The following is a 23,958-nucleotide window of genomic DNA, read 5'->3' on the forward strand; positions in this document are numbered from 1 at the left end:
TAAAACAATCAAATCTTCTAAGCTTTTTCAAAAATATGAGCTAAGACTTGTAGCAAAAGTATTTAAATGTGTCTTCCAGAATGTAAATATATCCCTGCGTATAAGTTAAGTGTCTGATTTGGTTATCTAAACATCCACGGATGACATTTAAGTTATGCTGAGGATGTTTAGAACTCTACTTTCGTATTAGTTTGAGGATATATTTACATTTCCAGAAGATGCAGTGATTTCTATTGAATTTCTATCATTTCCTACAGTTCCTACAAGTGAATTACCTCTTTTAGATTTTTCCTGCACAGTAATAGGAAAGTTACAGTCTATATCTCCAGAATTAGTTTTTGAATCAAGTTTAAATTGAGCATCTTTAGGTAATTTCAGGTTTATGTCTCCAGAAGTACTGGAGAGTTTAACATTATTGTTAAATTCAGAATAAGCAATTGATACTTTACCAGAGGAAGTTCTCTGGTTAACGTTTCCTTTAAAATTATTCACTTTTATATTACCAGAAGTAGAGTTTAGTGAAGTATCTTTTGAATTTATAGTGTCAATATTTATAGTACCTGAGCTTGAAGACATAACTAGGCTGTCAGAAGTTAGGTTTTTTAAAGTTATATTTCCAGAAGTAGATTCAAAGGAAGCATTCTTTGAATTCATGTTGTTTCCTACTATAGTTCCCGAACTTGAGGTTATAGTCAATTCATAGGACGATATATCCTTTAAACTTGTGTCACCAGAAGTAACGTGGAGTTTGAATTTACTTAGACTAAGAGGAGAAAGTGCAACAACCTTACCAGATGATGAATTTATTTCAATAGCATGATTATAAGAAGAAGGTATAGTTATATCTAAGTTTAACTTTCCAGAAAACGTTGAAAAACTTAAATGTGATGAAGAAGATCTTATAATCAATTTAGTACCGTTTGTTTCAGTTTCGAGCTTAGGTTTAAAATTAGCGGTCATATTACCATAGAGGTGAGCTTTTATTTCATCTGAATTATCAACTTTTATATTTATATCTGGAAAGCTATTATCTACAAATATTTCTTGGATATCTTTTGCTTTGGTATTTTTTTCTTCGTTTATAGAATAATCCTGAGAGTTCTGTGGTTTAAAACTCATAGAGGAATTATGAAAGCCGCCAAAAGCAAATAATATTATAGCGGCAGCAGAAAAAGATAAAATTGTAGTAACTGTAAGGATAGTAACTAGTTTTTTTGTATTAAAATTATTCATGGTAACCCTCCTATTTACTTATAACTTGCATATTCCACTTTAAGTATTTAGCTGTTAACTTATAAAATACTTTTGTTAAAAAACAATTTCCAATAAAAAATAATGTTCCAAGACAGGCTATACCTATTCCTAAGAATATAGCTGCTATAGGGTTTATGCTAACAGTCATATTGAAAGGAATAAAGGGCATAAAGACAATTGCAAAAATGCTAAATAATCCAGCCAGTGCCATAGATATGGAAGCTGCATATAGACCTATTAGCACTCCAACTAAGGCTATAAATGGACCAAGTACTATTACTAAATTAAAAAAGCTTAAGGTTACAGCTGCTAAAAGTGCTTTAAATACATTTTTGCCAGAAGAATTTTCTATGGCTTTTTCAACAGTAGCATTAGCAGTATAAGATTTTCCAATGAGTTTGGGATCTCCCAGTCCAACAGCTATCTCTTCTTCGGTTTTTCCATTTTCAATGCCTATTCTAAAATGTTCTTCATAATCATATAAAATATCATTTTTTTCAATTTCATCTACGCTGTTAAGAGATTCTTTTAGTGTTCTTATGAATTCATTTTTATTCACTATAAGGCCTCCTTGTAATTAATCCTTTATTTTTATTGATGAATTTTTTATATTACCTTTATTAATGATTTTATTTACACCATCTACAAAATCAATCCATTCTGTAATGAGTTCAGAACCTTTTGCTCTGCCACATTCCGTAAGTCTATAGTATTTTCTAGGTGGACCATCAGAGGACTCTTGAAGATATGTATCTACGTACCCGTCAGTTTTTAATCTTCGCAGAAGAGGATATATAGTACCTTCAGAAATATCTATATGTTTTGATATTTCATCAACTAATTCATAACCATAACAATCCTTTTGAAAAAGTTCTGCTAAGACACATAGTTCTAAAACACCTTTTTTAAATTGAATATTCATATTTTAACCCCTTCTGTGTTAATATGGTAATTATATTATACTGAAAGGTATTGAATATTGCAAGGTACTAAACAATATTTTGAACAAGATATAATTTTTTTTAATGAATAGAAAGTGTGAAAATTATTAATAAGAAGTGAATAAATTAAATTTTCTGAAAATACATTGTATTTAATAAAGACAAATGTTATAATATATACAAGAAGCAGGGTAGTCCTTCTTCTTGTAGATTCTAACTCATAAAAAGTAGTAAGCTAGGTATATAGTATTCTTTAATGTAGTACAAGAAGGAATTATTTGTCTAATACATCTATATATTCATTACTTAATAGTGATATTAAGGCAGGGATGATAGATTGAGTTTAATCTGTTGTACAAGCAATCAGGGAGTATTGATGTATAGAGTAGAGTTAGTGCAAATAATAAAGTGTTTCATATTAAAATCAGTAGTACGAGTTTGTTAGTAAAAAAGTGTTGTAGTACCCTCGACGTGTAGCGTTTAGTCGGGAAACTTAAGAGGAAAGGGTGATGGAAATTCAAATAGAACCAAATAGTTTTTCTGATGAGTTAGGATCTGCTTAACCACCAATTAGTGTCATTTAGCTAATTGGTGGTTTTTGTTTGTATATTCTGGAGACTATAAGCAAGCACTAGCTTCTAAAAGACACATATCTTCTAATTTCAGCTTGGTCATTTCTTCATAATAATTAATAGTTTTTTCTTCTGCTTCTGTAATTAAGCCATCAACAACTAAAACATTTTCTATATCGATCATTTTGAAATTCTTTGTATTTTGGTTATGAGCATCACAGACTTTAAGACCTAATGTTCTATCTTTTTTGTTTCCAGTTTTGATAATAAGTAATACATCTTGTTTTGCACTAGAAACATCCTTAAATTTATCAAAGTCTTCTTTTATAAGTAGTGATTTTATAACATCTTTTTGGAGGTCTCTATTAAGAATTATAATAGTATTTTTATGCGCAATTAGATAATCAGAGATAAAGTTAATCATTTCTTTCTTTGAATTGAATGATTGTGAACTAGCCATTCTAATTCCCCCTTCTAAAGCATATTGACTATTATTGTTGTATGCTAAATTTTTACTTGTTAAAATTATAGTATCATTATATACATATGTCAATATATATTTATGCGTTTTAAAGAATAAATATTCAAAACATTTTGCGCCAAAATATTAACTATGGATTGCTATAATATTACAAAAATTGAGATAAGTTAAATAGCGCGTCTTTTTATGTTAAAATATTAATATATTAATTAAGGAGCTGGTTATTTTGGATTTGATAGTAGCTTTTATTGTTACGTTTGTAATTTTAGTTATAAGTGTTTACAAAGGCATATTTCTTGGTTATCCATTAATGGCATCGCTGTCAATAATTTCTATTATGGCAGCTAAAAGAGGCTATGCATGGAAAGACATATTGAAGATGGTGTATCAAGGTGGGAAAAAGGCTTTTATAGTTATTCAGGTTTTTATATTAATAGGAGCAATTATATCCGTGTGGATGGCTTCAGGCACTGTCCCTGCAATAGTATATTATGGTGTAAAGTTAATAAAACCAGATGCTTTTGTACTATATGCCTTTTTGATTAGTTGCTTTGTATCTTTTTTGATTGGTACTTCTGTGGGAACCTCCGGAACTGTGGGCGTAGCGCTTATGGTTATTGCAAAAAGCGGTAATGTAAATATTACAGCTACAGCTGGAGCAATTATTGCTGGAGCTTATTTTGGAGATAGATGTTCACCAATGTCATCTAGTGCAAATCTTGTTTCTTATATAACAGAAACAAATATTTATGAAAACATAAAGAATATGATTAAAACATCTATAGTGCCCTTTGGTTTTTCAATTATATTCTATTATGTAATATCAAGAATATTTCCATTGCATAGTGCATCTAATGGTCTAAATATTGAAATATTAAGGACATATAATGTGAATTTAATCGTTTTGCTTCCAGCCTTGATAATTGTTATTTTTTCAGTTTTTAAGGTGAATGTTAAGATATCAATAATCACAAGTATAATAGTTGCTTTTTTATTGAGCGTTTTTATACAGCATCAAACTGTAGTAGATTGTATTAAGTTCACAATATTTGGATACAGCATGGATAAGGAAAATCCTCTTTATTCAATAATAAAAGGTGGAGGAATAATTTCAATGATAAAGACATGTGTAATTATATTTGTGGCCTCTGCCTTTGCGGGAATAATCGAAGGAACTAAGATGTTAAATAGTGTTGAAAAGTTAACACAAAGTGTTGACTCAAGATATGGTATCTTTAAAAATATGATTGTTGTCAGCATAATTACAGGAGCAGTGGGGTGTAGTCAAGCATTTGCAGTTATATTAACTCACATGTTAAATAGAAAAGCTTATGAGAAAAACAAAGTTAACAATAGCTATATGGCTGTAGATTTAGAGAATACAGCCATATTGATTGCGGCTTTAATTCCTTGGAATGTTGCAGTACTAGTACCGATGACAATTTTAGGTACAGGGGCTACTTCTATAGCGTATGCATTCTATATTTATTTTTTACCTATTTGGAATTTAGTTTTTTTAAAGTTTAATAAAAATAAAGCAGATTTTAAGGAAGATAAGATTTCAAATTTACCATATTCTTATTTAGATTAATATTAAATAAGTAAAAGAATGGAATGCTATGATTTCCATTCTTTCGCTGTGTTATAGGTTCCAAGATAATCTATTGATAAATAAAATTATTACCAATCTTCTGATTTGTTTTCAACTGCAAAATCAACTTGCTGTACTGTACCGACTTCACCATTTTCTTTCACGAAAATCCCTGCATTTCTAGCTTGAGCAAGCTCTTGATTTTTGTTGTCTTTCATTGAAAATTCGGCTGAAACGTTACCTAAATAAATTGCACCAATTCCTTTTGCACCTAATGCAACAAGCTGGTTATTTCCATTTTCATCTTTAGTCCAAATTCTCAATTTATTAAACACAGGATCATTTTCATCAATCCAGTTATTTTTATCAATATCATATTTAGCAAGATCTTCAAATCCATTACCGGATTCAGTGCCGAAGAGTTCTTTCCCATTGTTGATATTTCCATCTCCATTTAAATCAATGGCTAGGAAGCCGCTGCCTTGTTTTAAAGAAGAAATTTGATCCTCTTTTCCATCAGAGTCTAAATCAAAAGAAAATTTTGTAGAAGTAACTTGAGCTGCTGGTGCATCGTAATTAATTACAAGTGGATCAATAAGTGCATCACCAGCTTTTATAGAAAGATTATTTTCTGAATAGAAGCTTCGTGACATATTTAATTGAAGATCAAAATTAATCTCCTTCCCATCACTTGTCCTTATAGTTCCAGAAGAGTTAAAGGACACGGCTTCATTTTCATAAAATGCTTCATGCTGCTGGTATTGTAAACCCCAACCTAGAGAGTTATTTTGCACTAAATTTTCATGTGAATTAAAGGTTTTAGGATCGACTTGAGAAAGATTTATTTTTATTTCATCAGGAATTTGAAGGTTAACTTTTTTATGAAGTATTGAGCTAAGTAATCCTTCTATAAGTAAAATTTTTCTTTTATCATCATCTGAAAGATTAATTTTTATAGAAGAGTCTGAGTTGGAAATTTCTATTGATTCTGTCTTTTGAGTATTTTCTTCTATGGATAGTTCTCTAGATTTTTTCAAGAACTCAAGAGCTCCCGGTGATAGCTTAATTTCATCACCTTCTAAATTATTTGTTAAAGCTTTTAATTTAGAACTAATGTTTCTACCAGTATTGTTCCAAGCATTACCTGACTCTTGTTTGCTGTAAGTACTCATAAAGGAATGTTTACCAGATAATTGGATATTAGAGTTTTCAATTTTCATAATCTTTTACCTCCATACTTATGAAAATATATAAATTTAACTCTTATGCCTCACATATTTGGAAAATTAATTTCTATATGTAATAAATTACAGTATTTACTTATTCTAATTATCGAGTATAAATGTATTATCTAAATAAGAACTCTTATATTTTTATATTTAAGTAAATTGAAATAGCACATAATAAGGATATATAGCAGAGAGTAGCGAATTGCAAAATGAGGAGGTGCAGATGTGGCTGTTTCAATATATGCCATTTGTAAAGCAAGAGCAAATACTATTTTTAGAATTGGTTGCGAAGTTCCAAGGAAAGAGGGAAAACAGATATTAAAAGAAAATGTGTTTTCTACTTATGAGAAAACAGGTGGGATATTTCATTATCATTTTAGAATACAGGCTGAAAATTTATATATAAAAAATGAAAAAATTCATTTTTATAATAATAATGTAGAAGTTCAAGTTAATGTTAGATCTCATGAAGGCAGAAAAACTCCTAAATTAGAATATTTGTTTAAGGATAATATAAAGACAGAAAATAATAAAAGTTTTTCGTTAAAGAAGCTTTCAGAATTAGACTATGGGATTAAGGTGTTTGATTTAGAAGAAAGAGATAATACAATAGCACTAGATTATATAAAAAGTAATATATTTTATATGAATGAGTTTAAATCTGTACCTACTACAAGCGATTTAAATGAAGACCTGCACAAGTATATTCTTCAAGCCAAACATAAAAATGCTGATATTTATATATTTGGAGAGATATATTCAGTAGAACCTAAGGAAAGTGAAAACAGGCAAGAAAGAATTAGAATTATAAAAGAAAAAGGACCAAGGGGAATTCATGATATTCACATGAATCAAGGAAACTCTCGTAAAAAAGAATGGATTGAACGTAACGGAGAATATCGGGATGGAGGAGTTCTAATACATTTTAAGTTAAGCAAAGAAGATAGATGGGCAGGTATTTTTTTAAGATTCGAAGGCCAATACAAAATATAAAGAAGATCATACGACTTTAAGTATGGTCTTTTTAATTATTAGTGATAAAATTAGAATAGATAAAAACAAAGTATTAAATTCAGATTAAAAATTCCTATAGTCATTCATTAAAATTTATCGGTAATGCATAATTGTTTTTAGATTAAAATTCAAGCCTTTAGGGAACTTTATTATGGAGAGTGAGATTTATGAGAAATCATAAAATTTTGGTAATCGAGGATGAGGAAAGTATTGCTAGCTTTATTCAACTAGAGCTAAATCATGAGGGATATATTGTTGATACTGCTTTTGATGGAATTGAGAGCTTAAATAAATGTAAACAAAATATATATGATCTAATAGTCTTGGATATTATGCTTCCAGGAATAAATGGTATTGAAGTATGCAGAAGAATTAGAGATTTCTCTGACATACCAATTATTATGCTTACGGCAAAAGATGATATATCTGATAAGGTGATGGGACTTGATATGGGGGCAGATGACTATATGACTAAGCCTTTTATAATAGACGAGCTACTTGCCAGAATAAGAGCTAATTTAAGGCGAAAAAACGATTATAAGTTTAAGAATATACTGAGAGCGAGAGATTTAACTATGAATTTGGAAAAGCATGAAGTTATCAGAGATGGAAAGTATATAGAATTGAGAAAAAAAGAATATGATCTTTTGGAGTATCTTTTAAAGAATAAAGGAATTGTAATAAATAGAGATCAAATATTGGAAAATGTATGGGGATACGAATATTTTGGAGATGCAAATGTTGTAGATGTGAATATTAGATATTTACGTAGTAAAATAGATGATTATTTTGAGGACAAGCTTATTTATACTGTAAGAGGTGTTGGTTATACAATAAGGGAGAATAGTAATGAAGAATAAGATTTTAGTGGTAAAAAAAATATCATTAAAATTAACGTTAGTTTATGCATTTGTTTTTTCTTTAGTAATTATTACTCTTAATGGTTCTGTACTATATGGAGTCAGATACTTTCTTACCAAACAAGCAGTTAGACAAGTTAGTGATACAAGTAGGTATATTAGTACTAGAATAGAAGAGCTAGAGAGGAAAAACGTAAATTTAAAAAATGAAGACTTATTACAGGAAATAAATCCAAGAGAAGCTGTGTATGTTAAAATAACAGATAGTGAAGGTAAAATGATTAGCATATCACCTAGATGGAATAAAGATTTCTCGTTTCAAAATTCTTCGGAAAAAGTTCTGAAAATTGAAAAGCAAGAAAAACACTTAGTATATAAAAGTAATTCCATAAAGATAAATAATAAGCTCTTTGTTCTAACAGTTGTTAAGGATATGGAGTATGAGTATCACTTCTTAAAGCTTCTTTTGATTATGGTAGCCATATCTAATGTTTTAGGAATAATTATAGCAGTACTATCAGGAATGTTTGTAAGCAAAAAGATGTTAACACCTATAGATAAGATAACTAAAACTGCTCAGAGTGTCAGTATACAAGGACTAAATAAAAGAATAGAAGTTAATGCAGCAGATGACGAATTATCAAGATTGGCGAGAACCTTTAATGAGATGATTGAAAGACTTCAAAAGTCTTTTGAGAGTCAAAATAAGTTTGTGTCAGACGCTTCTCATGAACTTAGAACACCCATTTCTGTGATTCAAGGGTATATTAATTTATTAGATAGATGGGGAAAAGAAGATAAAGAAGTTCTACAAAAGGCTATAAATATTATAAAAAATGAGACTGCTAATATGACAAATCTTATTGAGAAATTGCTTTTTCTTGCACGGGGTGATAACAATTCGCTAAAATTGGAGAAAGAAATATTTGATTTAAATACTCTTATTGATGAAGTAGTTAAGGAAAGTAGTGTTATTGCACCTAAACTTAATATAGCAAGTGAAAGAAATGATAAAATAATTATTTATGCAGATTTTAGATTAATAAAACAAGCCTTAAGAGCCTTAGTTGATAACAGTATAAAATATACTCAAGAAGAAGGTGAAATAAAAATAAATTCCTATAGGAGACTAGGTGAGGCCGAAATTACTATTGAAGATAGTGGTATAGGAATATCAGAAGAAGAAATACCTAATTTATTTAATAGGTTTTATAGAGTTGATAAAGCTCGTTCAAAAAAAACTGGTGGAAGCGGATTAGGATTAGCTATTGTAAAACATATAATAGATAGACATTGTGGAAAAATATGTATTGAAAGTGATTTTGGAAAAGGAACAAAGGTAACTATAAATTTACCTGCTAAAGTATAGAGTTCAACCACGATCGGTACTTAACTTATTCTCCAGGAATTATAGATAATATTTAGAAGATATAAATATATTTTTAGATGACAATTGAAAGAGGACAGTGAAGGTGAGTTTTCCTCCTTCACTGTCCTCTAAAAAATATTTAACTTGTGTTATTTTTCAACCTACTTAAATTTTTTAGACGTTGGCTTTTTGTTTGGGGCGGAATTTTTACTTTTATTAGCAAATTGTTTATGTTTACCAGAATCCGTTATTATACCCCTAGAAATTTCTTTTGGTTCTATGCTTATGCCAAAGTATTTTTCGTATTTTTTTATTAAAGATTTTTCTCTATCCGTTATAATTGAAATGGCAGTTCCGTATTCTCCAGCTCTACCAGTTCTTCCAACTCTGTGAAGATACTCTTTTGAATCTTCGGGTAAATCTAAGTTGAATATATGAGTTACTCCTTTAATATCTAAACCTCTAGCAGCTAGGTCAGAGGCTATGAGAAGTTGAATTTTACCAGTTCTAAAATATTCTAAAGCTTTTTTTCGTTCTTCTTTTTCAGCATTGCCATATATTGCATGTGCTTTAATGTGATGATACTTAAGTTTTATACTGGTAAGTTCCGTTTCTTCACTCCTATTTATAAAGACAATAGCTCTTTCGGGTTTTATAGAAGCTATAAGTTTCCTTAATAATTCAATTTTGTCTCTTTGTTCTGTAACAAAATAAATGTGGTGTATATTTGGATTAACAATTATTTTATCTTCAATCCTCACGATTTCTGGTTCTTTCATTAGACTTTTTGCTTTTTCCAAAGCTTCGTCATTTATGGTTGCTGAAAATACTAATAGCTGTCTGTCTCTTAGAGTGGTCTTGATAACATCCTTTACTAAAGGTAAGGTATTTTGATTTAATAACCTATCGCCTTCATCAATAACAATAGTTTTAATAGTATGAGCACTAATTTTTTTCATTTTAATTAACTCAAGAATTCTTCCAGTAGATCCAACAATTATATGAGGTTTCTCTTTTAATTTTTCAATTTGTCTTTTTATATTAACTTCTCCTATTATAGCAGCAGAGTTCACTGGAATATCAGAATTGTTAGATAACATTTTTATAACATTGTTTATTTGCATAACTAGCTCATGAGTTGGGGCTAAAATAATAACTTGCATTTCTTTTTTAGTAACATCTATCTTTTGAAATATAGGTAATAAATAGGCAAAGGTTTTACCAGTTCCTGTTTGAGACTCTCCGATTACATCTTTATTTAGTAAAATAGCAGGAATTACTTTTTCCTGAATGCTAGTAGGTTCCGTTATGCCTTCATTTTTTAGTGCTTCTATTAAATTTGAATTTAGATTTAATTTATCAAAAGGGGTCATACTGTTTTCTCCTTTAAGATTTAATTTTGGTTAAAACTTCTATAAAATTTTATACTTACTGTTCTTATTTGTCAAATAAATTAAAAAAATAAAATAAAATTTAAGCAACTAATGGTTTTAAAGTTCATTTTATATATTCTGTTCTAAAATGATATAACATTCATATAGTATAAGTGAATTAATTAAAAGGAGCTGTATTATGTTATCTAACAGTGAATTTGTTAGGCAGTCATTAGAACTAAATTTGTTTTTTATGAGAATAGCTAAAGAACATGCTATCTTTTTAAAATCAGGACTTATGCAAAAAAATAATAACATTGCATTTCAGGCAGAAATGTTGAAAAATGAGTTTAGTCAGTTGCTAGTGGAGGCTATTCGACTTTCTGAAGGAATTATTAGTCCGGAAGTAGCGAGTTCTGGAGAATTAATTACAGATTTAACACTTGATTCGGAGAGACAAGCCCAGTATTATACTGGAATCTCAATAGATAGTAAAATAACAGTGATGGAGGCAAATTTAATAGGAAGTGATAGAGGCAGACAATTCGCTTTGTTTGACATTGTAAGGCATGTAACTGAATTAAATCATAGAGCAATGGCTGCAACAAACAGGATAATTTCATTTAAGAGCTCACTACTTAGAGATGTTTTATCATGTGGAGTATTTTCATTTAATTATCCTTTACTTATAGATCATGTACTTAGGGAGGCACATTTTTATTTAAGAGCTTTAACTGTGCTACAAAATCGTCATGAACTTGATTTAACTAGGGAAGCGGTAAATCAAGAGTTGTTTTGGAACAAAATTATGGCTGAGCATGCTAAATTTATTAGAGGGCTTCTTGACCCTACAGAGGTTAACTTATTTAATACTGCTAATAATTTTGGTATGAAATTTGATGAACTAACTGTTGAAGCTCAAAAATTAGCAGCCGACACTGGTTTATTACCTTCAACAACACAAAAGACTCTTGAAGCTGTTAAGGGAATTAGGGACTTTAAGAGACAAGGAACGGAAGGTTTAGTTCAGTGTAAAATAAGAGCTATAGTGTATGCGTTACTTGGCGATCATGTTGTTAGAGAAGCAAACCACTATATTAGATTGCTTAAAACTTTCAAGAGAACGTCTAGTGTATAAGAAACAAAAAAAGTCAAGCTGAGAGAATATTTTAATTATACTCTCAGCTTTTGAAATGATTAAAAGAACATCTGTAGTTACTAATTCATTTCGTTAAACAACTTTTCAAAATAATCTACATGAGCCTTTTCTTCAGCTATTAATTTATGTAATACGTCTTTAACTTCACCGTTTGCAATTCCAGCATACATCTTTGTATAAACTTCAACTGTAAGCTTTTCGGATTTTATAGCATAAGCTATAGCGGATTTTAAATCTTTAAAAGCATCTTCAGGTTGTCCTTTTTTATCGAATACTTTATCTTCAATAAGAGCTTTTAAATAGGCAGTTACTTCAGAATCAAAAAGATATTCATAACTTTCATCTTTTTTACTTGACAAGTCATCATATAACTTAGAAAATTGCTCTTTGTGAATAAACTCTTGACCTGCTGCAGCTAATAAAAAGTCTTTTATTTTTCCAGTTGTATATTTAGCACCATTGGTATAAAACTCTCTTCCTTCCTCTTCCATTAGTATGGCGATTTTTAGTATCTCTAAACCATTAAAAGTATTTGATGTCATAATATTTCACCCCTCCATATGATATAAAAGTTGGAATTTTTTGAATGTTTATATACATATAAATAGGATATCATATAAACTTTAAAAATTACAAGATTAATTTATAATTTTTTAAATATAAAATTTAACTTTTGTCTTTATATTAAATATTTGAATAATATTAAAAAGATAACAAGGAAAATGAAAGAATAAATTTAAACTTTATCAATAAAAGCAGCCCTATATTAGGCTGCTTTAAAATATGAATATTATTGTTCTAGACATTCTGCTAGACATTCTTCAATAACATCTTCTGTTATTATAAATATTTCTTTTAATTTCATTTAAATACCTCCTAATATTTCCATAGAAATGCCACAACAAATACTATAATTAGGTAAGTATTTTTAGTACAAAAATCCAATAAAATTTTCTAAAATTAGGGATTAAATCAAAATATGGAAATCAAAGACATTTAGAATTGATAACTAAAATATTCGCTAGTTTTCTAATTTTATATAACTCTAATATTCGAAATAAATGTGATTTTATAAATTGTACAGTGTAACTATTCTATAATTTAGTCTGTTTTACTACAACTTTATAAGTATAAATGATTTTTTAAAAAAACGCAAGTTTTTTTAATTTCTTTCATGTGAAATCATTTCACTTATGATGTTTAAATAAGATTGAGTTACATCGGGGAATACTGTCAATAAAGTATCTACGATATAATCAATATTATTATCATCTATTTTCTTTGCTTTATTGTCCCCATCTAGAATTATGCCATCACTACTTAAATTATTATATATGGTATCTACAATAGGTGCTTGAATAACGTAATTATTTTCTATACACTTATCCGAAAAATATAAAGAGTCATCAATAACTAAAAATTCACCATAAACATATTCCTTTTGAAGATTATCAAAATCGTGTTGTGTATGCTCAACATGTTTAATATCAAGTCTGTACTCATCTTCTTTTCTTGTTAAAACAGATCTAACTTCTAATTCAAGTAGTCTACTTTTCATATGTTCAGAGAAATTCTCTCCGAATTCATTGATAAACATTTTCATAGAGATTGTTTTTTTCATTTTATAATTTTTTTTCACTGTATAGTCTCCTTTTTAAAAAGCTTTGGGCTTAGCATTGAATAAAAAGCCACCTTGAAAAAGGTGGCGGAAATTTCGCTATTTATATATTAAAATTTTAATATACACAGAAAGCTAAACTTATAATTTTACAACATTAGTTGCTTGAGGTCCTCTAGGTCCTTTTTCAACTTCAAATTGAACTGACTCACCTTCTTCAAGGCTTTTTCTAGCTTCATTTCCTTGGATTGCTGAGAAGTGAACAAAAACATCCTTTTCACCTTCAACTTCAATAAATCCAAAGCCTTTTTCTGAGTTAAACCATTTTACTGTTCCTGTTTTCATTAATATCCTCCTAATGATAAAACACTTTAGATTAATACACTATATTTTATAATAATCATGTTTTATCAACAATTATTTATTATATCATAATTTTACCCAAAAATCAAAAAAATATTACAATTTTGTATTTTGGATAAATCGTAATATTCTTTGAGCGCCAAAATATTAGTACATTATCTTATGCATTCAATTTAGAAAAAAGGACACTCTATTAGTATGGTACCTCTAGGAGGAAAATGTATGGATAGAATTATTACAAATAGGCAGATTTCACTCATGGTATATTGCATAACTGTTGGATATGGAATTATTGATTTGCCAAGTGATGCAGCGGAGGGGTCTGGGACAGGTGCATGGTTTTCACTTCTAACCTTAGCTATTATATTTGTTGGGATTATATGTTTAATAACTTACCTTCAATATATCTTTGAAGGCAGAACTCTTTATGAATATGGACAGGTGATATTAGGTAAATTCACTGCACATATAATTGTAAGTATATATATAATATATTTTTTTATAAACTTTTCAATGATAGGAAGATTATATACTTCGTCGATAGGAATAATATTTCTCGTTAATACGCCTACTTTAGCTATAATTATTTTATTTTATATAGTTGTATTATATGCTTTGATAAAAGGAATTAATACTATATCAAGATTATGTGAATTATATGGAATTTTAAATATAGTTGGATTTCTATTTATTAATTTATTTTTTATTATGAAAGGTAAATTCGTGCATATACAGCCATTATTTGTATCACAAGATCTAAGTATTTACTTCAAGGGGATATTTAAAAATGTTTTTGCTTTTCTAGGATTAGAAATACTTTTTACCATACCATTCAATAAGAAAGATAATGAAAAAGTATTAAGGTATACAACCTTTATAATGATTGTTATAGGTATTTTGTATATTTCTATAGTAGAATCAACAATATCAGTAACCGGAGTAGATATAATAGTAAATTATGAGTTGTCTTTATTTAATGTTATAAGAGCTGTTGATACGTATTATCTTGAATTTCTAAGAAGATTCGATGGGATTTTTATGATTTATTGGTCGATGAATATAGTCTGTGCTGTATGTTTATGGGGATATGGGGTAGTTACATTTACAAGTAAAATAGCTAAAAATATAAATTATAAATATATTACAGTTGCTACAACAATTGTGGCAGTTATAGTAGGGTTAATTCCTAAAACAAAAAATCAAGCAGAAGAAATTATTAAATATAATTCTTATTTAGGAGTCATCTTAAATATAGTGGTAATAACTTCTTTACTTATAATTATAAGGGTGAAAAAAGATGTTAAAAAGATATAATAAAATACTAATTATAATGGTATTACCATTGTTGTTAACAAGCTGCTGGGATTATAGAGATGTTAATAGAAGGAGTATCAATCTAGCTGTAGGTGTTGATGATGTAGATGGAGAATTAGAGTTTACAGGCGAAATTGCAAAACTTACGCCTACAAGCTCACAAAGCAAGAGCATGGTTCAAATAACCGATGTATATAAATATAGATCTAAAGGAGAATATTTTGAAGGATCAAGAAATGATTATGACAGTAAGCTTACTTTTCCAGGTTTTTTGGGAGCAATAAGAGTTATTATGTTTAGCAAAAATTACGCTGAGAAAAGTATAGAATCATATATAAATAGATCTTACTTTACTGTTGGTCTAAGAAGTTCTTCACTTACAGCTGTATGTAAAGAATCAACAAATGAATTGTTTTCGAGTAGAATTCAAAATGATATATCTATAGGTTATGCAATAGAAGATACAGTAAGACAATTAGACCAGGTCGGATTGACAGTATATAAAACAGTACAGGAAATTCAATCAGACATTGCTCTCGGCAATATAGGATATGTACTTCCTTATGTGACAAGAGAAAACAATTCTACCATTAAGTATTTGGGATTTGCAGTAATGAAAGATTCGAAATTAATTAGTATTATAGATTATAAGCATAGCAAAGGATTTCTATATTTGATGGCTAAAAAAACAACTTTAGAACGTGCTGTTCCTCATCCACAAAATGAAAAAAATTTAGTTTCGTTAAGACCTGTTCTTATAAAAAGAACCATAAATACGAAATTTGAGGATAATAAAATAAATATATATATAAATTTAAATTTAGAAACGCAACTACAGTATGAGTATAATATAGAACCGTTAAATAGAAATGATATGAAAAAATTGGAAGATGAACTTTCAAAAATAACAAAAGAAGATGTGATGTATGCAATAAATCGTTCGCAAAATGAAATGAAATGTGATGTGTTTGGATTTGCTAGATACTTTAGGGCTGAACATCCAGTGGAATATAAAAAGATAAATTGGAAAGAGGAATATCCAAAGGCAAACATACATGTTAATGTAAAAACTACAATAAAAAATACGAGTGTATTAAATCCGAATGGAAAGAAACCAGACTAAAGGAAGGGTAAAATGATTGAGCAAGGCAATTATACTAAAAAAGTTGAGGAGCTAACAAAGAATATAACAGGATTAATTGCAAAAAAATTAGTTGTAAAAAATAAAGAGATTTATATATTGTATATTCCACAGATAACAAATAGAGAGGGGCTATCCGAGAATATCATAAAGCCTCTATTGCAATATAATGGGGATCAGATATTGACAGCGGAATTAATAATAAATTCAGTTATTTATATAGATGATGTTTTTTCCGAAGAAGATGAAAGCAAAATAGTAAATTATATTGTAGCAGGAAAGTCAATTGTTTTTATATCTGGAGATAGTAAATATTTAGTGGCAAATACTTTGAAGATAGAAAAAAGAAATATTGAATCGCCAGAGATTGAATCAGGAATTAGGTCACCTAAGGATGCCTTTAATGAGAATCTAGATTCGAATTTATCACTAATACGTTATAGAATTAAAGATCCTTCCTTAAAAGTAGATTACTATATAGTCGGAAGAAGAACTAAAACGCCTGTAGCTGTAATTTATTTGAAGGATGTTGCAAATCCAGTCTATGTTGAAGAAATTAAAAAAAGATTATCACAAATAGATATTGATGGTGTTTTAGAGTCGGGATATATACAAAAATTTATATCTGATAAAAATGGCTTGATGTTTCCGCAAATAGGAATTAGTGAAAGATCCGATACAGCTTGTGCTAATATATTAGAAGGAAAGGTATGTATAATAGTAGAAGGAAGTAATTTATCATTAATAGCACCTAAAAGCTTTATTGAATTCTTTGATGCAGGTGATGATCATTATGATAACCACTATGCAGGAATACTTTTTAAAATTTTAAGGTTTTTATCTTTGCTTGTAGCATTAACTTTATCAGCTCTATATGTTACAGTAGTAGCTTTCCACCCTGATATTCTTCCATCGCAATACATTTTAGCCATTGCAGCCTCTAGAGTGGGAGTACCTATAAATGCAGTCATAGAGGCTATACTAATGGAAGGAATGCTAGAACTATTAAGAGAAGCAAATCTAAGACTTCCCAAACAGATAGGAACGTCTATAAGTATAGTTGGAACCATTGTTATTGGTCAAGCAGCGGTTTTTGCAGGTGTTGTTAGTCCGCTTATGGTAATAATTGTAGCATTGTCATCTATGGCATCTTTTGCTGTTACAGATTATACATTAATTAGTCCTATAAGAATATTAAAGTTTCTTATGATTATTCTTTCTGGAGTTTACGGAATATTTGGATTTATAATGGGGCTAACTATAGTGGTGATAAAAGTGACATCAATCGAAAGCTTTGGAATACCATATACCGTACCCGTAGCACCTTTTAATTTTAAAGATTTAAAAGATCTCATTACAAGTAATCCATTAAAAGATAATGATAGACCAAAGTTTTTAAATTTAAAGAATAAAAAGAGAAAGTAAATTATGAAGTCCTAATCAAGAAAAATTTTCAAAGAAAAAAATAGTTAAGGTAGAACTGAATTTACAGCTCTACCTTCTTGTTTAAAGATTAGGATAAGAAGCTTTACTATTAGTTGTAGACCAGGCTCTGCCTTCTACAAACCTTGATATCATCATGGCGCATACTGTATTTCCAGTAGAATTCAATAAAGTTGCAGGAGCGTCTATAATTGTACTTATAACAGCTATTATAGGCAAAACTTCTGGAGAAAAACCATAGACACTTATAATAAGCATTTCCCCGATCATTCCTCCACCAGGAATTGCCCCCATAACAGCTCCTACCAAAAATGATATAGCTATTATGCCAAGTATAGCGGTAATACTATGCATATCTTTGTCAAATAGTCCGATAAGGAATACAATTTTCATAACACCTCCAAATACGGAGCCGTCTTTATGTGTATTTGCGCCTACCGGAATTACAGTTTCCGCAATGTCCTTTGGTACACCCATCTTTTTTGTATATTCAAGATTAGTAGGTATACATGCAGCACTTGAACAGGTTGCAAGGGCTGTTACTGATGGAACTATAGCATTTTTCCAAAAAATTTTTACAACATCTTTTCCACCAGATATAAATGCATATAGGGTGAAGAAGCCAAAGTAATATATTACAGATAGAATTAGGTATAAAATAAATACTCTCATATATCCCTTTAGTATTTGTGTCCCAAGTTGACCTATCATTGATGCAAAGTAACAGCAAAGTCCTATAGGTGCATAGTACATTATGATGCTGACAAACTTCATCATTACATTTGTACCAGATTCTAAAAATTCAACAATGGCTTTTCCTTTCTCTCCAACCATAGCTGTTGATATACCGAATAATACTGAAAAAACTATAAGTTGAAGCATACTCTTTCTGGAGAAAAGGTTTGAAAAATCAGATACAGTAATTGTGTTAACTAATTGTTGTAATATTCCAGGATATTCAGTTGCTTTAGCATCATTAGATGATTTAGCTATAATACTTTGTATTGCAGCAGGATCAACTCCTTTAGTAGGATTTACAATTATAGCTCCAATTAGACCAACAACAGCAGCAACGATTGCTGTTAATGTAAATACAAGGAACATACTCCACATAATCTTTCCAAGTCTCTTCATGCCACTCATATTTGCAATGGCAGAGGAAACACTAAAAAATACTAAGGGAACTATAATCATAAACATCAAATTTATAAATAAAGTTCCTAATGGTTCGAGGATAGAAGCTTTTGTTCCTAGAGTTATTCCTAAAAATCCGCCTAAAACTATAGAACTTAAAAGAAGAATAGAAGATTTATAAGAGTTGAAAAATGACTTCATTAAAAATTCCCCCTTAAATGTTGATTATACATTTATATATACTTTACTATATTATATATGAAATTTTTGCATAGTTTATGGCTAGAACTGCTTAATATATTGCAAAAAATGCTGTAAAAATATAATGATTTGATTAATTGAAAAAATTTTTGTAGTATACTATTACTTGGACTAGTAAGTAAGGAGATAAAATTATATAGATGCTCAAAACAAAAAGTTTTTATAGTGCCGAAGCTTGGAAACATATCCCAGAGTGTAAAACAATTTTCGGCTGTGCGTATCTACAAAAAAGTATATTAAGAAAATTAACTATGGGAGGAAAGTGTGCTAGATGAAAAAAATAAAGCGAATTCTTACAGTTGTAATTTGTGTAAATATAGCATCTCAGCTTTATTTTAATTTTTTAATTCAAGGATTTACTATAGCTTTTTCAGTTGTTGTATTTTCCATATTTCTTTATAACTATGTTGAACTAAACCCAATAAAAATTGCGATAATAACAGGAATAACTACATCATCTTATAAATTTCTATGGTTTTATTCTAGTAATTCAAATTTTACTAAGATTTTTGAAAGGGTTACACCGGAAGTAATATTTTTTGCTATCTATGGAATTATATTTTATTTTTTATATTATAGAGATAGAAAAAGAGATTTAACAAAGTTTACAATCTCCATATTTTTCTGTGATTTTGTTTCAAACATTATTGAACTATGTATTAGAACTAAAATGGTTGGAATAGATGGCAATATGATTAGAGACCTTCTAATAGTAGCCTGTGCAAGAGCTTCAGTGACCTTGATTATATTAATTGCAATGAAGTACTATAGATTGTTTCTTATAAAAGAAGAGCACGAAGAACGTTATAGAAGACTCATATTAGTAACTTCGCTTTTCAAAAGTGAAATATATTTTATGAATAAAAATGCTGCAGAAATAGAAGATGTAATGAGAAAATCCTTTTCAGTTTATGAAATTGTTTCAAAGAAACATTATCCTGATGAACTGAAAAATCTTACTCTTGATATTGCTAAAGATGTTCATGAGATTAAAAAGGATTATATTAGAGTTATGAGAGGACTTGAAGAGATATCTAATGATAAAATAGATGTTGAACAAATGAAAATAAAAGATATGGTAAATATTTTAGAATTAGATACAAAAGATTATATAGTTACTAAAAATTTAAATATTGAACTTGATTTTAAATATGAATGCGATTTTTATGTTTCTGAGCATTTTTACCTTATGTCAATTATAAGAAATTTAGTTTTTAATAGTATAGAGGCAATAGATAGCAAAAAAAGAGGAGTGGTCAAGTTAAGAATCAGGGAAATTGGAACAGAATATGTCTTTTCTGTATCGGATAATGGTACAGGAATAAGTAAGAGCAATTTAGATTTTATATTTAATCCTGGATTTTCTACTAAGTATGATAAAGAAACGGGCAGTATATGCAGAGGAATAGGTCTTACTTTAGTAAAGGATTTGGTTCAAGATATTTTTAAAGGAAGTATATCTGTGCAATCTATAGAAAATAAAAACACAGTTTTTACAGTGAAAGTACCAGTAGATTTATTTAGGGGGTAACAGCATGCGATATTATATTATTGACGATGATGTTAATATTGTTAAGATATTGGCTAATTTGATTGAAGAAAACGGGTCGGGTGAAGTAGTCGGCAGTTCAAATGATGGAGAAACAGCTCTTAGAGAAATACTGCTTTGCAATCCGGACATTGTTTTAGTTGACCTGCTTCTGCCTAAATTGGATGGAAATAGTTTGGTGAGGGAAGTAAAGCTCTTGAAGCCTAAGATTAAATTTATAATGATTTCTCAAGTATCAGACGCAAGATTGGTAGGAGATTCTTATAATTCTGGAATTGAGTTCTTTATAAGCAAACCTATTAATAAAATCGAGGTAGAGAAGGTTACGAGTAAAGTTGCTGAAAAAATTGAAATAGAAAATATGCTTGATAATATAAAGAAAGTATTCAAAGATGTTAACCCTGAAAAAAAATCAGAGAACAATAATATAAAAGTAATTAAGCATGTTTTAAGTAAGTTTGGCATGCTGGGTGAAAAGGGAACAAATGATATTATAAAAATCTGTATGTATCTATTAGAAACAAAAAAATCTTTTGATGAATGTAATTTTAATGATTTATGCAGCATTATTGGAGATAGTCCTAAAACGGTGCAGCAGAGAATGAGAAGAGCAATTAAGATTGGACTCACTAATCTCGCATATATAGGAGTAGAAGACTACTACAACGAGAGTTTTCAGGATTATTCTAAAGGAATGTTTGATTTTGCAAGTGTTAAAACTGAGATGGACTATATTAAAGGAAAGAATAAAACAGGTGGAAAGGTAATAATAAGCAAGTTTTTTGAAGGATTATTGTTACAGTGTGAAGACTATTAAATAATGAAAATAATTAGTTATCAAATTTCGTGTAATTGAGAGTACGATTATAAGATTATATATAAGTTACCATTAAACGAAATGCTTTTAAAATTGAGAATTTTAAAAGCATTTCGTTTTTTGTGTGAAGAATTATGAAGAATAGTGAAGCATTTTGTAGTTGAACTATTATAATCAATTACATTAATTATATTTTATTAGGAGGCTTTGTAATATGAAATCGTTTTTTAGAAAAAAAGACGTAAATTCTATCTTGGATAGTAACAAGAGTAATTCTGCTGAACGATCCTTAGGTGCATTTGATGTAACATTAATGAGCATAGGTGCAACAATTGGAACTGGAGTAATGGTTTTGACAGGAGTTGTTGCAGCTAGAGATGCTGGACCAGCTGTTATTTTATCCTTTATCGGTTCTGCAATTGCATGTGTACTTGTAGCTTTATGTTATGCAGAATTTGCATCCTCAATTCCAACCTCAGGTAGTGCATATGCATATATTTATGCATCTTTAGGTGAGATAGTTGCTCACTTAGTTGGATGGTCGCTTTTTATAGGATATACAGTATGTACAGCAACGGTTGCAGGCGGATGGTCGGCTTATTTCAACAGTTTATTAAAGGAATGTGGAATTCACTTACCCCATGTGTTTACAAACATTCCAAGTCAAGGTGGACTAGTTAATCTTCCAGCGATTTTGGTAGTATTATTTATCACCTTTCTTCTTTCACGAGGAACGAAGGAAAGTAAAAAAATAAATAATCTTATGGTATTTGTAAAGCTTGGGGTTATAGTTCTATTCATAGCTGTAGGCGCTTTTTATATTAAACCTCAAAATTGGCATCCATTTATGCCATTTGGCAGTAAAGGAGTATTTGCTGGTGCGGCTTCCGTATTTTTGGCGTATGCAGGCTTTGACGCAGTTTCAACTTCTGCTGAAGAAGTGAAAAATCCACAGAAAAACCTACCAATAGGAATTGTAGCATCTATGATAGGCTGTACACTTATTTATATTGTGGTTTGTTTAGTATTAACTGGTGTTACGCATTATACGAAATTAAATGTTGGTGATGCTATGGCGTATGCACTAAGCTCAGTAGGACAAGGATGGGCAGCTTCTATACTTTCAGTTGGCGCAGTTATTGGAATTTTAGCAGTTGTTCTTGCTTATGTATATGGTTCATCTCGTATATTGTTTTCAATGAGTCGTGATGGGTTACTTCCCAAAGCTTATTCGAAGGTAAATAAGAAAACAAATGTACCCGTACTTTCAACTTGGTTAGTTGGTTGCTTAGCAGCTTTACTTGCAGGAGTTGTGGATTTAAAACAATTAGCAGATCTTGCAAATATGGTTCTTTTAGCAACATTTTCTCTTGTAGCATTATCAGTAATTGTACTAAGAAAGACCCATCCCAAATTGGAAAGAGGATTTAAGGTACCTTTAGTGCCAGTAGTACCTTTAATGGCAATAGCGTGTTGTGTATTCTTGATGTGCAGTTTATCAAAAGCAACATGATTGTACTTTGGTGGATGGACTATCCTTGGCGTAATAGTCTATTTTACGTATTCACACAAGCGCAGCTCATTGCAGAATAATAATATGTCCAAAAATCAATTAGAAAAAAAGATTGCTTAAACAACTTTATATTTTGGCTACCATACATAATAATCTTAACTAAAAGTAATGAATTATGGAAAACTAAAGAGTAAGTATGATAAAATAAAAGGAATATCATTTTACGTTAGGAGAGATATTATGGGAAGTCACTATGGTAATTTACAAAAAATAAGAAATGGGAAGAGAAAATTTTCAATAACTCCACACATTCCTGGAGGATTTATAACTCCAGAGAATCTTGAAAAAATAGCTAAAGTAACAAAAAAGTACAGTGGAGTCCTAAAAATAACTTCCGGACAAAGAATTATGATAACAAATTTGGAGGAAAGTGATTTACCAGCTATATGGGAAGAGTTGGGTATGGAGCCTGCTGTGAAAAAACAGAATTCTGTGAAAAATGTAGAGATGTGTCCTGCTGGATTTTGCAAGAGGTCTAAATATAACACTATAGGAACAGGGGTGAAGCTATCCCAAAAATATCAGTGGATGGATATGCCTTGTAGAACAAAAATAGGAGTTGCAGGATGTCGAAACGCTTGTGGAAGTGTATATAGTAAAGATGTTGGAGTTATAGCGGATATACCGGGCTTTATAGTAACTGCTGGTGGTTCTGCAGGCTATAATCCTAGAATGTCAGATATTATAGCTATAAATTTGAACGAAGAACAGGCTTTAAAGCTAATAGATTGCATTTTTGACTATTATAAAGAAGGTGCAGAGGATGGAGAAAAACTAGGCTTCTTTATAGATAGAATAGGCTCCGAAGAATTCAAAAATGAGGTTTTGAAAAGAGCTGATTTACTATAATTTAGAATTAAAAAAATATTTACTAATTATTAATATTAGTGTATAATGTTTAG

Annotated in this window: 21 protein-coding genes and 1 pseudogene; 12 read left to right on the forward strand and 10 right to left on the reverse strand. The window is 29.7% G+C overall.

The window, feature by feature from the left end:
* Positions 1 to 186: 186 nt before the first annotated feature.
* The 4 genes from I6U48_RS24285 to I6U48_RS24300 all read right to left on the reverse strand — a co-directional run bounded on the left by I6U48_RS24285 (position 187) and on the right by I6U48_RS24300 (position 3,227).
* Positions 187 to 1,233 carry a DUF4097 family beta strand repeat-containing protein gene (locus tag I6U48_RS24285; RefSeq protein WP_218323067.1) on the reverse strand — a complete coding sequence of 349 codons (1,047 nt, stop codon included), beginning with the start codon at positions 1,231 to 1,233 and terminating at the stop codon, positions 187 to 189.
* Between the two features lie 10 nt (positions 1,234 to 1,243).
* Positions 1,244 to 1,813: an HAAS signaling domain-containing protein gene (locus I6U48_RS24290; RefSeq protein ID WP_218323068.1), complete on the reverse strand. Its 570-nt coding sequence runs from the start codon at positions 1,811 to 1,813 to the stop codon at positions 1,244 to 1,246.
* A gap of 18 nt (positions 1,814 to 1,831) precedes the next feature.
* Positions 1,832 to 2,176, reverse strand: a complete 345-nt coding sequence (locus I6U48_RS24295; protein WP_218323069.1) for a PadR family transcriptional regulator — start codon at positions 2,174 to 2,176, stop codon at positions 1,832 to 1,834.
* 637 nt (positions 2,177 to 2,813) lie between these two features.
* Positions 2,814 to 3,227, reverse strand: a complete 414-nt coding sequence (locus tag I6U48_RS24300) for a hypothetical protein (RefSeq protein WP_218323070.1) — start codon at positions 3,225 to 3,227, stop codon at positions 2,814 to 2,816.
* 247 nt (positions 3,228 to 3,474) lie between these two features.
* On the opposite strand from I6U48_RS24300, the gene I6U48_RS24305 reads away from it, so the two are divergent.
* Entirely contained in the window at positions 3,475 to 4,839 is a 1,365-nt protein-coding gene (locus I6U48_RS24305; protein WP_218323071.1) for a Na+/H+ antiporter NhaC family protein, read from the forward strand.
* 89 nt (positions 4,840 to 4,928) lie between these two features.
* On the opposite strand, the gene I6U48_RS24310 is transcribed toward I6U48_RS24305, so the two are convergent.
* The gene (locus I6U48_RS24310) at positions 4,929 to 6,059 is read right to left on the reverse strand and encodes an SPM autocatalytic domain-containing protein (protein ID WP_218323072.1); all 1,131 of its coding nucleotides are present in this window, start codon (positions 6,057 to 6,059) and stop codon (positions 4,929 to 4,931) included.
* Between the two features lie 234 nt (positions 6,060 to 6,293).
* Here I6U48_RS24310 and I6U48_RS24315 point away from each other — a divergent pair, with 234 nt between their 5' ends.
* From I6U48_RS24315 to I6U48_RS24325, 3 genes are all read left to right on the forward strand, one after another.
* Entirely contained in the window at positions 6,294 to 7,061 is a 768-nt protein-coding gene (locus tag I6U48_RS24315; protein ID WP_218323073.1) for a DUF2278 family protein, read from the forward strand.
* Between the two features lie 188 nt (positions 7,062 to 7,249).
* Entirely contained in the window at positions 7,250 to 7,942 is a 693-nt protein-coding gene (locus I6U48_RS24320; protein WP_218323074.1) for a response regulator transcription factor, read from the forward strand.
* Positions 7,932 to 9,311: a sensor histidine kinase gene (locus I6U48_RS24325; RefSeq protein ID WP_218323075.1), complete on the forward strand. Its 1,380-nt coding sequence runs from the start codon at positions 7,932 to 7,934 to the stop codon at positions 9,309 to 9,311. Before I6U48_RS24320 ends, I6U48_RS24325 begins: the two co-directional genes overlap by 11 nt.
* Positions 9,312 to 9,472: 161 nt before the next feature.
* Here I6U48_RS24325 and I6U48_RS24330 read toward each other — a convergent pair whose 3' ends face one another.
* Positions 9,473 to 10,684, reverse strand: a complete 1,212-nt coding sequence (locus I6U48_RS24330; RefSeq protein ID WP_218323076.1) for a DEAD/DEAH box helicase — start codon at positions 10,682 to 10,684, stop codon at positions 9,473 to 9,475.
* A gap of 199 nt (positions 10,685 to 10,883) precedes the next feature.
* Here I6U48_RS24330 and I6U48_RS24335 point away from each other — a divergent pair, with 199 nt between their 5' ends.
* Positions 10,884 to 11,822 (forward strand): DUF2935 domain-containing protein, encoded by a 939-nt coding sequence (locus tag I6U48_RS24335; RefSeq protein WP_218323077.1) that lies wholly within the window; start codon positions 10,884 to 10,886, stop codon positions 11,820 to 11,822.
* An 80-nt stretch (positions 11,823 to 11,902) separates the two neighbouring features.
* Here the strand turns inward: I6U48_RS24335 and I6U48_RS24340 are convergent, their stop codons facing one another.
* The 3 genes from I6U48_RS24340 to I6U48_RS24350 all read right to left on the reverse strand — a co-directional run bounded on the left by I6U48_RS24340 (position 11,903) and on the right by I6U48_RS24350 (position 13,806).
* Positions 11,903 to 12,385, reverse strand: a complete 483-nt coding sequence (locus I6U48_RS24340; RefSeq protein ID WP_218323078.1) for a ferritin family protein — start codon at positions 12,383 to 12,385, stop codon at positions 11,903 to 11,905.
* A gap of 620 nt (positions 12,386 to 13,005) precedes the next feature.
* Entirely contained in the window at positions 13,006 to 13,482 is a 477-nt protein-coding gene (locus tag I6U48_RS24345; RefSeq protein ID WP_218323079.1) for a hypothetical protein, read from the reverse strand.
* A 120-nt stretch (positions 13,483 to 13,602) separates the two neighbouring features.
* The gene (locus I6U48_RS24350) at positions 13,603 to 13,806 is read right to left on the reverse strand and encodes a cold-shock protein (RefSeq protein WP_218323080.1); all 204 of its coding nucleotides are present in this window, start codon (positions 13,804 to 13,806) and stop codon (positions 13,603 to 13,605) included.
* Positions 13,807 to 14,046: 240 nt separating this feature from the next.
* On the opposite strand from I6U48_RS24350, the gene I6U48_RS24355 reads away from it, so the two are divergent.
* From I6U48_RS24355 to I6U48_RS24365, 3 genes are read left to right on the forward strand one after another with little or no spacing between them, the layout of a single operon-like run.
* The gene (locus I6U48_RS24355; RefSeq protein WP_218323081.1) at positions 14,047 to 15,138 is read left to right on the forward strand and encodes a GerAB/ArcD/ProY family transporter; all 1,092 of its coding nucleotides are present in this window, start codon (positions 14,047 to 14,049) and stop codon (positions 15,136 to 15,138) included.
* Positions 15,122 to 16,261, forward strand: a complete 1,140-nt coding sequence (locus I6U48_RS24360; RefSeq protein ID WP_218323082.1) for a Ger(x)C family spore germination protein — start codon at positions 15,122 to 15,124, stop codon at positions 16,259 to 16,261. Before I6U48_RS24355 ends, I6U48_RS24360 begins: the two co-directional genes overlap by 17 nt.
* A 12-nt stretch (positions 16,262 to 16,273) precedes the next feature.
* Positions 16,274 to 17,704 (forward strand): spore germination protein, encoded by a 1,431-nt coding sequence (locus I6U48_RS24365; RefSeq protein ID WP_218323083.1) that lies wholly within the window; start codon positions 16,274 to 16,276, stop codon positions 17,702 to 17,704.
* 81 nt (positions 17,705 to 17,785) lie between these two features.
* Here I6U48_RS24365 and I6U48_RS24370 read toward each other — a convergent pair whose 3' ends face one another.
* Positions 17,786 to 19,057, reverse strand: a complete 1,272-nt coding sequence (locus I6U48_RS24370; RefSeq protein WP_218323084.1) for a dicarboxylate/amino acid:cation symporter — start codon at positions 19,055 to 19,057, stop codon at positions 17,786 to 17,788.
* 331 nt (positions 19,058 to 19,388) lie between these two features.
* Here I6U48_RS24370 and I6U48_RS24375 point away from each other — a divergent pair, with 331 nt between their 5' ends.
* The 4 genes and pseudogenes from I6U48_RS24375 (at position 19,389) to I6U48_RS24390 (ending at position 23,905) form a co-directional block, all read left to right on the forward strand.
* Positions 19,389 to 20,648 (forward strand): sensor histidine kinase, encoded by a 1,260-nt coding sequence (locus tag I6U48_RS24375; protein ID WP_218323085.1) that lies wholly within the window; start codon positions 19,389 to 19,391, stop codon positions 20,646 to 20,648.
* A gap of 4 nt (positions 20,649 to 20,652) precedes the next feature.
* On the forward strand, positions 20,653 to 21,483 hold the full coding sequence (locus I6U48_RS24380; RefSeq protein ID WP_218323086.1) for a DNA-binding domain-containing protein: 831 nt from the start codon (positions 20,653 to 20,655) through the stop codon (positions 21,481 to 21,483).
* 214 nt (positions 21,484 to 21,697) lie between these two features.
* Positions 21,698 to 23,116, forward strand: a pseudogene (locus tag I6U48_RS24385) (amino acid permease).
* A 120-nt stretch (positions 23,117 to 23,236) separates the two neighbouring features.
* On the forward strand, positions 23,237 to 23,905 hold the full coding sequence (locus I6U48_RS24390; protein WP_218323087.1) for a ferredoxin-like domain-containing protein: 669 nt from the start codon (positions 23,237 to 23,239) through the stop codon (positions 23,903 to 23,905).
* Positions 23,906 to 23,958: the final 53 nt, after the last annotated feature.

This window comes from Clostridium thailandense (assembly GCF_019207025.1).
GTDB lineage: Bacteria > Bacillota > Clostridia > Clostridiales > Clostridiaceae > Clostridium_AM > Clostridium_AM thailandense.